This is a genomic window from Pseudomonas sp. SWRI92, assembly GCF_014268685.1.
Classification (GTDB): Bacteria; Pseudomonadota; Gammaproteobacteria; order Pseudomonadales; family Pseudomonadaceae; genus Aquipseudomonas; species Aquipseudomonas marvdashtae.
On sequence record NZ_JABWQY010000003.1, the window covers coordinates 105,923 to 118,189 of the forward strand.

At 62.1% G+C, this 12,267-nt stretch carries 6 protein-coding genes; 5 read left to right on the forward strand and 1 reads right to left on the reverse strand.

Features of this window, described 5'->3' with window-relative positions; translation table 11 throughout:
* The first annotated feature begins 50 nt into the window (after nucleotides 1-50).
* Nucleotides 51-536, forward strand: coding sequence for a hypothetical protein (locus HU762_RS07035; protein ID WP_186634698.1), 486 nt, complete (start codon nucleotides 51-53; stop codon nucleotides 534-536).
* A 119-nt stretch (nucleotides 537-655) separates the two neighbouring features.
* On the opposite strand, the gene HU762_RS07040 is transcribed toward HU762_RS07035, so the two are convergent.
* The gene (locus HU762_RS07040; protein WP_186634701.1) at nucleotides 656-1,060 is read right to left on the reverse strand and encodes a DUF488 family protein; all 405 of its coding nucleotides are present in this window, start codon (nucleotides 1,058-1,060) and stop codon (nucleotides 656-658) included.
* 300 nt (nucleotides 1,061-1,360) lie between these two features.
* Between HU762_RS07040 and HU762_RS07045 the strand changes: the two genes are divergently transcribed.
* The 4 genes from HU762_RS07045 (at nucleotide 1,361) to HU762_RS07060 (ending at nucleotide 12,266) form a co-directional block, all read left to right on the forward strand.
* A complete protein-coding gene (locus tag HU762_RS07045) occupies nucleotides 1,361-6,856 on the forward strand; it encodes a filamentous hemagglutinin N-terminal domain-containing protein (RefSeq protein ID WP_186634704.1) in 5,496 nt (1,831 codons plus the stop codon).
* A 90-nt stretch (nucleotides 6,857-6,946) separates the two neighbouring features.
* A complete protein-coding gene (locus HU762_RS07050) occupies nucleotides 6,947-8,611 on the forward strand; it encodes a ShlB/FhaC/HecB family hemolysin secretion/activation protein (RefSeq protein WP_202883640.1) in 1,665 nt (554 codons plus the stop codon).
* A 431-nt stretch (nucleotides 8,612-9,042) separates the two neighbouring features.
* The gene (locus HU762_RS07055; protein ID WP_186634707.1) at nucleotides 9,043-9,879 is read left to right on the forward strand and encodes a DNA-binding response regulator; all 837 of its coding nucleotides are present in this window, start codon (nucleotides 9,043-9,045) and stop codon (nucleotides 9,877-9,879) included.
* Nucleotides 9,879-12,266: a 7TM-DISM domain-containing protein gene (locus HU762_RS07060; protein WP_186634710.1), complete on the forward strand. Its 2,388-nt coding sequence runs from the start codon at nucleotides 9,879-9,881 to the stop codon at nucleotides 12,264-12,266. The genes HU762_RS07055 and HU762_RS07060 overlap by 1 nt, the downstream gene beginning before the upstream one ends.
* The last annotated feature ends 1 nt before the right edge of the window (nucleotide 12,267 follow it).

Genomic DNA, 12,267 nt, shown 5'->3' on the forward strand with positions numbered 1-12,267 from the left:
GTACCCGGAGTAACTTCAGCGGAAGTTGCAAAATTACTGAGGAACCGGAAATGACAGACGATAACGAAAAAACAAAGCGCCCCTTACCGATGGTGGGACAGGTAGAGCTAATAGAGATAATAGAGGAACGTCCACAATCCCCACAAATCTTCAAAAAAGTTGGGGCACACTTGCTCCGCGACCCCGAGGACTATGGCTATCACAGTGCCGGCTACATAGCTGGGTTTATGCAAAACTCGGCACAGGGAGGAAAATCTGCGGAGTCGAATATCTATATAGGCTTTCCGGTCCTTGACTGCCGCGCCGACAAGTTAGAAAAATATAGCTACCCAAGCGATTTCCTCAGCGGTCCCTCTTTAGGCTGGTTTTACATCGACCAGGACGGTCAGGAGCATCGGGTGACAACGGGGGAGATCGCGCTAAAGGTTGGCCTTCACTTTTATTCTTATGACGGCACATTTAGCTTTACTGATCGGGACGATAAAACATTCAAAGGATCTTTTAACCTTAAGCTCTCCGTACCCGGATCCAAGTGATAAAAAAACCAAGGCACACGCTCCGCGGGATACGCACAACGGCGTAGTTCCCGCGAGCTTGTCGAAGCGCGTAACGAGGCGATACCCCAAGCGGGAGCCGTAACACAACGAGGCTCATATCACTGTTCCGGAAAATCAGACAAATAGCACACAGGCGAACTCCCCTCCGCCCGCTTCTCCACCTCATCCTCCAACCATTGCGCCAACACCACCGCATTGTTCTCAACCATCGATTTAGCCGCATACACCAACGTCAGCGTCCCATCCCGGGCAATATCCACCAGCTTCCACCAATGCTCCGGCCGTCCCGCCAGCTCTCGCCGGTACGCCACGCTGAACTCGGCAAATGAAAGCGCCCCCGCCTTGAACGCCTTGCGCAGCGCATGTGAAGGCCCGACCTCCGGCAGCCACTCATCAATGACCAAAGCATCCTTGCGGCAATTACGCGGCCACAAGCGGTCAACCAAAACCCGTACGCCATCCTCGGCGCTCGCTGTTTCATAGGCGCGTTTGCATTGGATCATCACAGCCTGCCTGTCGAAGTGAGACCGCCTCAGCATAGGTCGCCCATGACGAGGCGACCAGCCTGCATCCGCCGTACCTCTCCCTCCCCGCGTAAAAAAATTTTCATCGCATCCCTTCATTCAAAAGCCCTGGGCGCTCAAGCAAAAGCGCGCTCTACAAGTCGCAGAGATGATGGGGCGGAGCACTGTGGGATTTTCGAGCCGCCATCCGTCCGGATGCGCTTTTCCATTTGATTTGTCGACAGCGAACCGCCTGGTCGTCATGGCGCGACCCGCCGTATTAAGGATGAGTGAACAAAAATGAATAGAGCTTACCGAGTCGTCTGGAATGCCGTGATGGGCGCGTGGCAGGTGGCATCCGAGTTGGTCAAAAGCCATGGCAAAGACAAAAGCCGTCAATCCCTGAGCCTTTTCATCGGCGTGGGCGGCGGTGTCTTCGCCTCGGTCGCGGCGGCGGGAGGGTTGCCTTCGGGCGGCACTATCGTGGCGGGTAGCGGCAGCGTTCATCAGAATGGCAACAACATGGCCATTCATCAGGGCAGCGATAAGCTCGCCATTGACTGGCAGAGCTTTTCCATCGGCAAAGGCAACACCGTCCAATTCTTCCAGCCTGGCGCTTCGTCCGTCGCATTGAACCGGGTGTTGGGCTCGGACGTATCGGTGATCCAGGGCGCGTTGAAAGCCAACGGCCAGGTGTTTTTGGTCAACCCCAACGGCGTGCTGTTTACCCCCAGCGCCCAGGTTGATGTCGGCGGCCTGGTGGCCTCCACGCTCAACGTGTCCACAGAAGATTTCCTCGCCGGCAACTACCGCTTCAGTGGCGACAGCGCCGCATCGGTGGTCAACCAGGGCAACATCAATGCGGCACAGGGCGGCACCATTGCCCTGATCGCCGCAAAAATCGTCAATGACGGCAACATCACCGCCCACAAGGGCAATGTGCTGCTGGGCGCCGGCAGCGTCGTGACGCTCGACCTGGGCGGGCCGGTGCAGTTGGAAGTGCAAGAAGGCGCGCTTCAAGCGTTGATCGAAAACGGTGGTGCCATTCGTGCCGATGCCGGCCGAATCCTGCTGACCGCCCGCGCGGCGGAAACCCTGGCGAGCACCGTCATCAACAACACCGGTTTGATCGAAGCCCGTTCCCTGGATATCGGTGAAAACGGCCTGGTCACGCTGATGGGCGACCACGGCGATGTGCAAGTCGCCGGACGCATCGACGTGTCCTCCGATACCGCCAAGGGCGGCAAGGTCGTCGTGACCGGCGATCGCGTGGCGATCAAGGGCGGCGCTGAGCTCGACGCCACCGGGGCCAAGGGCGGCGGCGAGATTTATGTGGGCGGTAGCTGGCAAGGCAAGGACCCGGCGATCAAACAGGCCAGCCAGACCACCATCGCCGCCGGTGCCGTGCTCGACGCATCGGCGACCGACAACGGCAAGGGCGGTACCGTGGTGGCCTGGTCCGATGTCAAGAAACCGGGCAGCGTGACCCGCGTCGATGGCACGCTGAAAGCCACGGGCGGCGCCAAGGGCGGCGACGGCGGCAAGATCGAGACCAGCGGCGCCAAGCTGGCGGTCAGCAAAGCCGCCGATGCGTCGGCCAAGAACGGCAAGGGCGGCTTGTGGTTGCTCGATCCGGACAGCGTCACGGTGGGGCCGGGTAACGGCGGGTTGACGGGCGGCGCCAATGGCACAGAAGCCACGGTCGGCTTCGACGCGATCGATACGGCCCTGGCCGGCGGCACCGATGTCGCGATCAAGGCCGACAACAGCATCCACTGGAACGGCGACTACACCCCGACGAGCATCAGCGGCGACCGGACCCTGACCTTGCAGTCCGGGCACAACGACGGCGGAACAGGCCGCTATGTCTTCGGCAATATTTTCCTCAACGGCGATATCGACGCCAGTGGTGCCGGCAATGGCAACAGCCTGGCGTTGATCCTCAACGGCAAGATCGCCCTCAACACCGACGTCAGCCTGAAAAGCAACGGCGGCAATGTCGTATTTGCCGGCGTGGTGGATTCCGATGCGGTGGCCAACAAACGCGAACTGCGCGTCGACGCCGGTTCAGGCTCGATCATCTTCAGTGACATGGTCGGCGGTAACAGCGCGTTGGGCGCCCTGTACGCGACCACCAGCGGCGCCGGCAAAACGTTTATCAACGGCGCCAGAGTCTTGACCAGTGGCGAGCAGATCTACAACGGCGCCGTCGAGCTGGGCACGTCACAATTCCTGAACGCCGACTTCGAAAACGGCCTGGTCGGCTGGAAGACCTCCATCGCCCAGTTCTTCACCGGCGTCACCGTGGTCGAAGGCGTGGTCTCGCCGGATGATCCGACGTTGCCGACCACCTCGCCAACCAATGGTAATGCGCCAAGCGTTTCGCCTGGCGACCAGGGCGACATGACCTACAAACCCCTCACCCCGGTCGCCGCGGCTGGCCAGGGCAAGGACGGCGGCGCTGCGCTGCTGCTGGGTACCGAAAACAATTCCAACTGCCTCAACGCCCCTGCTGGCTGCATCATGCGCGGCCCTTCGGTGGTGAGCGAGGGCACCGTCTCCCTGGCGGCGGGGGAAGCGGTCAGTTTCGATTACAAACCGGTCGCGGGCGGCGACACCTACGATGTCTTCGGCTATCTGTTGAACGTCAACACCGGCGAATACCAGATCATCCTGAACGAAACCGGGAACGGTACGGGCGCGGTGGATTGGAAAAGCCATACGGCAACGGCTGATAGGGCCGGCACCTACAAGTTCGTGTTCGTCTCGGGCAGTTTCGACCAAACTGCCGGCAAGCAGGTCGGCGGCTCGCTGTACGTCGACAACATCAAGACCAACACCTCGGGCAGCAAGGGCCTGCAAGGCAGTTCCATCACCTTCAACGGCAGCCTCAACAGCACCGACAACAACCTGGCCATCAAGGCCGACGATATCAATTTCAACGGCGGCGCCGGCAGCGTCACCGGCAATGGCTCAATTGCCCTTGAGACCAACACCCCGAGCAAAGACATTGCCGTGGGCGGCAGCACCGGCGACGCCCCCGGTGCGTTGGAACTGACCGGCAGCGACATCGGCGCCTTGGGCGACGGGTTCACCTCGGTCAAGATCGGCGGCGAGGACATGACCGGTGACATCAGCATCATCGAAGCCACCCGCATCAACGACAACCTCATCCTCGATGCCGGTACCGGCAATATCCACATCAATGACCAACTGACCGTGGCGGACGCACCGGGCACCGGTAACGACGACAACAAACCGGCTCCGGTCCTGGCGTTGCAAAGCAATGGCGGCAAGATCGACCAGACCTCCGGCGGCGCCATTGTCGCCGATGGCCTGGTGCTGCTGGGTGACGGCGCTGTTCATGACCTCGACAACGCGGCCAACGACGTCAACACGATCGCCAGCGACACCGGCACGGTCAGCTTTGCCGATGTCGATGACCTGACCGTCGGCGTGGTGACCATTCCCGATAGCCAGTCCCCGGCAAACCCGCAAGGCGTGCCGGTCGCGGGCATGACCCAGACCGGCGGCCTGAACCTGGTCGCCGACACGCTCACGGTCGGCCAGGCCTTGCTCACCCAAGGCGATACCAGCCTGAGCGCCGATGAAATTGACCTCGCCGCCAGTGTTGCCGGTGGCGGCAGTCTCACGCTGAAGCAGAAGACCGATGGCCTGGATATCCACGTGGGCGGCAGCGATGACCCGGAGGTGACCGGGCCTAATGATCCGTTGGTGCTGTCCGACGCTGACCTGGCGAATATCCAGGATGGCTTCGACAAGGTCGTCATCGGTAGCGACAAGACGCGCAACATCACCGTCGACGATGAAGGCGCGACGTTCCTGGACGATCTGGCGCTGGTCGCCAACGGCGCCCTCGACCTGCTGGGCGATCTGACGCTCGAGGATCCCGAAGGCACCGACGAAGACGGCACCACCGGCAAAGGGCTGACACTGAGCATCGACGCGGGCAAGGGTGCGACCCAGGCAACGGGGGCGACCATTACCGCAGACGAATTGGCCCTGCGCGGCGAAGGCGATTTCGACCTGGGCAAGGGGCATGACGTGGGTGTCATCGCCGCCGATGTCGGCAGCCTGAAGTTTGCCGGCAACGGCAACCTGACGGTGGGCGTCGTGGACGGCACGGTGGGGATAACCTCCGATGAGGCGGTCACTCTGAAAACCGATCACGACCTGGCGCTGGTCAAAGGCATCACCATTGAAAATGGCCCACGTGATGACGCCAGCCAAGGCCAAACCCGCGCCGACGACATCATCACCCTGGAAGTGGCGGGCAACACCACCCAGTCCGGCGACGCCGCAGCCAAGCTCAATGCCAGCGGCCTGGTGCTGCTGGACGGTGATTACGCGCTGGGCAACAAGGGCAACGTGATCGGCGATATCGCCAGCGATGCGGGCAAGGTCCAGTTCAACAACAGCGGGAACCTCAAGGTGGGCACGCTGACCGCGACCCATGTCGACGGCACGCAGACAACCGTCACCGGCGTGAACAACACCGGCGACGTGAGCATCGGCACCCAAGGCAACCTGGCGATCAACGAAGCGCTGACAACCAGCGGCAACGTGTTCCTCAACGTCGATGGCAAGACCACCCAGAATGCCAAAGGCAACATCACCGCCGATGGCCTGGCGCTCAAGGGCGGTGATTTCGACCTGCGCAACGCCAGCAACTGGGTCGGCGATATCGCCAGCCGAGCGAAGGATGTCAACTTCGTCAACCGCAGCGACGTGATCGTCGGGACGCTGACCGAGACGGCGCTGGACGGCACTCAACTGGATCAGATCGTCGGTATTGGCAACACCGGCAAAGTCCAGGTGGTGACGACGACCGGCAACATCACCCTGACCGAGAATGTCAGCACCACCAGCAATGCTTCCAACGCGATCGTGCTCAACGCCGGTCAATCCGCTTCGGCCGGCGTGGCAGCGGGCGGCGACGTGAAAGCCGACGCGGGCGTGACGGTCTCCACCGGCGCCGGTGGTCGGGCGGTGATCTACACCGGTAGCCTCGCCGGCAGCACCCACATGGTGGATGTAGTCGGCAGTGGCAGCGGCAACTTCCGCTACAACAGTGACGAGCAACAGAGCAATTTCGGCAGGGCGCTGGGCAATACGGGCGTGCATGCCGTTTACCGCGAGCAGCCGACGCTGGTGGTGTCCACGAACGGCGCGACCACCCAGACCAAACCGTTCGATGGCGGAACCACGTTCAATGGTGGCGGTTTCGCCGGGTTTGACGCCAACGGTCTGTGGAACGGCGACACCAAGCAGATGCTCGGCCAACCGGTGTATTCGATTGGGAGTCCGGACGTGGGTTCGCACCAGATCAACATCGGTGGGCTGGCCGATCTCGGTTACCTGATCGTCAGCGACCCGGCCAACGCCAACGTCACCGTGACGCAGTCGTTTGACATCGAAGCCATCCAGCAGAGCGTCGCCGATGCCACACGCGTCGGCGCGCAGGTGACGTCGCCCCATGCCCCGGAGCTCAACCCGGCCCAGCCAAAACCGGTTGACTGGTCTGACTATGGGGTCGATGACGGCGGTCTGTTGCTGGTGGATCAGGGCGGCACTCGTGCGAACGGCGGCAACGGCGAAGGCGATTCGGCTGCCCAGGCCCAGGACGCCGACAGCGAGCGGGAACTGGCCGGCAACGTCTGCGCCGATGGCGGTGTATCGGGTGGAGGCGCCTGTGCGGCCTACCCGCCGCAGACCGTGTTCGTCGTGCGCGGCGGTGTGCGCTTGCCAGGTCCAGGTCTGGCCATGCGTCCCTGATCCGCACTTTTCCCTTTGAAAAAGCCCCTTGGCCGCGTCCCTGGACGCGGTCATGGGCTCAGGCAACCCGTATTCTCCGAGACTTATTCAATGCATAACAAACTGATGTCCTGCGCCGCAGGTCTGGCGTTGCTCTCCACTTCCCCGGCCTGGGCGGCGACCCTGCCGGCACGCCCAATCCCCGACGCCGGCCGTATCCTGCAAGAGCTGCCGATTCCCCAGCAGGAACTGCCGCAAAGCATTCGCCTGGATGTAGAGGCGCCGCAACCGGCCCAGGAAAAAGTCGGCGGTGCCAAGGTCCAACTCAACGCCGTCCACTTCACCGACAATACCCGCATCGACGAGGCCAGCCTGCAACGCGTCGTCGCGCCGGCCATCGGCAAGGCCCACGACCTCGACGAGCTGCGCGAAGTCGCCCGGCAGGTCACGCTTTACTACCGCGAGCACGGCTACCCGTTTGCACGTGCCTACCTGCCGGCACAGCGCATGGCCAATGGCGAGCTGACCATCGCGGTGATCGAAGGGCGGTATGGCAAAGTCACCGCCGTCAATGACGATGCGAAACTTGCCGCACAGGCGCAGCCCTTCCTGGACGACTTGAAACCGGGCGACGTGATCGAGCGTGACCGTTTGGAGCGCAGCATATTGGTACTGTCTGACTTGCCGGGCGTGGCTGTTCGCCCGGTCATCCGCCCGGGTGAGGAGCTCGGTACCGGAGATCTTGATGCCAAAGTGAGCAAAATCGAGGCCTTCGAGGGTAAGGCTACGCTGGACAACCACGGCAATCGCTACTCGGGGCGCAACCGCCTGACGGTACAAGGTGACTGGAACAGCCCGTTGATGCTGGGCGACAAGCTCAGCGCCGCCGTGATGGCCACCGATGAAGAACTGTATTTCGGCAGCCTCGGCTACTCGATGCCATTGGGCACGTCCGGCCTGCGCGGCAACGTCGGTTATGCCCAGAGCGCTTACGACCTGGGCGCCGAATTCGCCGACCTGGGGGCGACCGGCACCGCCGAGGTCAGTAGCATCGGCCTGAGTTACCCGCTGCTGCGCAGCAACCAGGCGAACGTCATGTTGGCCGGGCAATACCAGCACAAGGACCTTGAGGATAAGTACGAAGTGCTGGGTCTGAGCTTTGAAAAAAGCAGCAACACGCTGCCCATCAGCTTGCAATTCGACGTGAGGGACACCTTGTTCGGTGGCGGCATCACCTACGGCGGCGCGACGCTGACCTACGGCGACCTGAAACTGGATTCGGCCCTGCGCGAGGGCGATCGCCAGACCGCCCAGACCGAAGGCCAATTCAGCAAAGTGAACGTCGACCTCGCCCGCCTGCAAGCGCTGCCCTCCAACTTCACGCTCTTCGCCCGGTTCCTCGGGCAGTGGAGCCAGGACAACCTCGATTCTTCCGAAGATTTCAGCCTCGGTGGCATCGACGGCGTGCGGGCGTACCCCCAAAGCGAAGCCTCGGGCGACGAAGGCATGCTGACCCAGATCGAGCTTCGCTACCCGATCGACAAGCTCACGCCTTACCTGTTCTGGGATGCCGGCAAAGTCCGCATCAACCACAACGAGTGGGCCGATGAGGAAAACACCCGCAGCATCTCCGGCGGCGGTGTGGGCCTGCGCGCTCAATACGGCCCAATCTCGTTCGATGCAACGGTCGCATGGCGTCACTCCGGCGGTGAAGCGCAGAGCGATACCCGCCAGGAGAACCCGCAGTTGCTGGCGCAGATCGGTTACCAGTTCTAACGACTGCTGCTCATTTAAGAAACTCAACAAACCCGTGGCGAGGGAGCTTGCTCCCGCTGGGCTGCGCAGCAGCCCCAAAGCAGTGAACTCAATCTTCCTGAAACACCGAGTTGCCTGGTTTGGGGGCTGCTTCACAGCCCAGCGGGAGCAAGCTCCCTCGCCACGGTTCGAGTGACCCGCTCGAACCCTCTCGCCAGGGCTGACATCCAGGCGCAGCCTCTTTCTGTTTGATATCCCGCCCCCGCCTCTGCGCCCCCCGCCAACAACATCCCGCATCGGACGGCATGACCGTTTATCGCCCCATGAAAATTTGATAGCTTCAGTTCTCGCTTTCCCTGCCGCTATATCGACTTGTTGCCGGCCCGATACCTGTTCCTCGCCTGGCAATTTCGCGACAGTGACCTGGCTAAACACAAAAAGAGACCTGGCGAATGGACAACGGACGATACGAAAGGCAGGCAGCGACGGCGGGGGGCGTGGTGGCGTCCGACGCGTTGCCGCATATTCTGCTGATCGACGATGTACCTGAAGACATCCGCGCCACGCTCATTCTTTTGAAGACACAGTCTTGGCGCATTTCCCTGGCCAGCGACGCCTACCAGGGCTATCAACGAGCCCTCGCCATGCGCCCGGACCTCATCGTCCTGGACGTGCACATGCCGCAAATGGACGGCTTCAGCCTGTGCCGGCTATTGCGCGAGGCGCCGGCCACCCGGCACACCCCGATCCTGTTCCTGTCTTCGGCCAACACCTCCTTGGAGCGGTTGGAAGGGCTGAGCGTGGGCGCGGTGGACTACATCCCCAAATCATGCGCCCCCGAAGAAGTACTGGCGCGTATCAAGATCCACCTGCAGTTGACCTGGCGTGCGCCACCGGCCACCCATGAAAGCCCGGCCGACCCGGAGCCGCAAGGCGATGAGATCGTGCTGCGCGCGGCGATGCGACTGATCGAAAACCAGCTGGACGACATGCCGTCCCTGGGCATGCTCGCGCAAAAAGTCGGCACCCATGAAAAACGCCTCACCGGCATTTTTCGCGAACACTTGGGGATGACCGTGTTCGCCTACATTCGCGACGCCCGATTGCGACGCGGCCAGGATTTGCTCTGCGAAAGCGCCATGAGCGTGCAGGACATCGCCGAGCTGGTGGGTTTTCGCAACGCCTGCAACTTCACCACGGCCTTCCGCCAGCGAATCGGCATGACGCCCAGTCAGTTTCGCCAGCAAACCCTGGGCATAGCAGATACAGAGTCGGCCGGGCGCCCCTGATGCGGCTTCTTCAGTTTGTATTACTGACGATAACGTTGTTATCCACAGGCTTGCTGCACGCCGCGCCTGTGGATATCTGCCGGGCTGATCACCTCGACTTGATCCCCGCGATACAAGTTTTTGAAGACTCCCAGGCCAACCTGAGCCTGGAAGACGTCGCGCAACTGCCCGACACCCATTTCAACCCCGCCACCCCAGGCTGGCCGACCCAAGGCTATAGCCGCTCCGCGTTCTGGTTGAAAGTGCAGCTCACCAACTCAAGCGTTGCGGCGTGTTCGCGTCTGCTGGTGATCGGCGCGCCGCGCCTGGAAGACATCCGCGTCTACCAACCGGGGCATGACGCCCACGCCGGAGCAGCCTATCCCATCGCTGAATGGCCCCAGCCGGCGGCGCGTCAACCGGCGTTCCCGGTCTCGCTGGCGGCGGGGGAGAGCGCCACGGTGTTCGTCCGCGTGGCGAGCAACTTCCAGATGTTGCTGGAGCCGGAACTGTGGTCCGAACCGGCGCTGCTGCGCAGCCAGCAACAGACTTACCTCAGCGACGGGCTCACCCTCGGCATCGTCCTGTTGGTTGTCCCGTTCGGCTTCATCGTCGGCTGGATCCTCCGTTCCCGATTGCTCAGCGTGAACGCCGGCGCAGTGCTCAGCTACATCCTGCTGACCTGCATCCTCAACGGCTACCTGATCTACTGGCCCACCGCGCTGGGTTGGACGCGCGAGCTGCTGACCTGCGCCAGCGCAATCTCGTTCGTACTGTTCCTGACCTACTTCCGCGTGCTGTTGCAGGTTTCTCAACTGCCCAAAGTCATTGGCTGGAGCTATTGGGTGCCGCTGCTGGGCTGTATCGTGGGGCGACTCTGGTGGCTGAAGATCGACTCGGTCCAGGGTGCGCAAATCGTCCAGATGTCCCTGTTCAGTTTCTATGGCGTGTTGCTCGGCACACTGTTCATGGCCTGGCGCAGACGACTAAGCTACAGCTGGATGGCCTGGTTGGTGCCGGGGCTGCTGGTTGGGCAATTGCTGATGCGGATTTTCTTCCCGCAAGAACAACTGCCCTGGCAATCGCCGGAAACGAAATACAGCCTGTCGTCCACCTTGGCGGGCGTGGTGTTGCTGGTGTGCACCTTGATCATGGAAGTCGCCCGCAGCCGCAACCGCGAAAAACAAGCGCTGTCCAGCCTCGAACAACAACGCCAAGCCGAGCACGAACGCCTGGAAAGCACCGTGGCGCTGCGCACCTCGCAGTTGCGCGAATCCCTCGCGGCCCGCAGCGCGTTGATGGCGCGGATCAGCCACGACCTGCGCTCACCGCTGGTGCGCATCATCGACTACGCGCGCCTGCTGCACGCCGGGCCCAACCGCGATTACCAAGCCACCATCGAGCGCAATGCCCGCCAGCAACTGGAGCTGATCGACGAGATGCTCGAGTTTTCCCGTGGCGAGTTGGAGCAGATGCAACTGGCTCTCGCGCCGGGCTACCTGTACGGCTTCCTCGAAGAAATCGCCGGCGAAGCGGGCTTTCTTGCCGCGCGCCAGGGCAATACCTTCGAGGCGGTGCTGGCGGAGGACTTGCCGCCACTCGTAGAAGCCGACTTCAAACGCCTTCGGCAGATCCTCATGAACCTTCTGGCGAACGCAGCAAAATTCACCCGCAACGGCCAGATCCGTTTCGAAGTGAGTGCTACTCCGGGAGCGACCGCAGACACCGTGGAACTGCGCTTCAGCGTGATCGACAGCGGCATCGGCATTGATCCACAAGAGTTCGAACAACTGCTGCAACCGTTCCGCCGCGGCCGCAATGCCCAGCGTTACGAAGGCAGCGGGCTGGGCCTGTCCATCGTCACGCAACTGCTGGAACGCATGGACAGCCGCCTCGAACCCCAAGCCACGGAGCAGGGCAGCCACTTCAGTTTTCGCCTGCCATTGAAATGCGCCCAAGAACACGACCTCGAAATCGGCATCGTCGACAACAACGCCACGCCGCTCGACGGGCAGGGCAAGCATGTCCTGCTGGTGGACGACATCGAACAAAACAGCGAATGGCTTTATGACTTGCTGGCCGGTTACGGTTTCGACGTGAGCATGGCGGCGACCGGCGAAGACGCCTTGGCCTGCCTGGCCGGACAATCAATCGACCTGCTGATCAGCGACCAGATGATGCCCGGCATGGACGGCTGGGAACTGCTGCGCCACGTGCGCGACAGTGGGCGCGATCTGCCGGTGATGCTTTATTCCGCAGTGCCGCCGCGCAGACCGGAGGATTATCCAGAGGACCTGGCCTTCGACGCGGTCTTGCTCAAGCCCGCAGACAGCCGCGAACTGCTGGCCTGCGTCAAGACACTGGCTTGCCCGGAAACGGTGCGTCGCGCGATGGCTCGGGAGTTCTAGC

Excerpts from the sequence above, each read along its gene's own strand:
- HU762_RS07045 (WP_186634704.1), top strand. The coding sequence starts at position 1,361 with ATGAATAGAGCTTACCGAGTCGTCTGGAATGCCGTGATGGGCGCGTGG.
- HU762_RS07040 (WP_186634701.1), bottom strand. The coding sequence starts at position 1,060 with ATGATCCAATGCAAACGCGCCTATGAAACAGCGAGCGCCGAGGATGGC.
- HU762_RS07055 (WP_186634707.1), top strand. The coding sequence starts at position 9,043 with ATGGACAACGGACGATACGAAAGGCAGGCAGCGACGGCGGGGGGCGTG.
- HU762_RS07060 (WP_186634710.1), top strand. The coding sequence starts at position 9,879 with ATGCGGCTTCTTCAGTTTGTATTACTGACGATAACGTTGTTATCCACA.
- HU762_RS07035 (WP_186634698.1), top strand. The coding sequence starts at position 51 with ATGACAGACGATAACGAAAAAACAAAGCGCCCCTTACCGATGGTGGGA.
- HU762_RS07050 (WP_202883640.1), top strand. The coding sequence starts at position 6,947 with ATGCATAACAAACTGATGTCCTGCGCCGCAGGTCTGGCGTTGCTCTCC.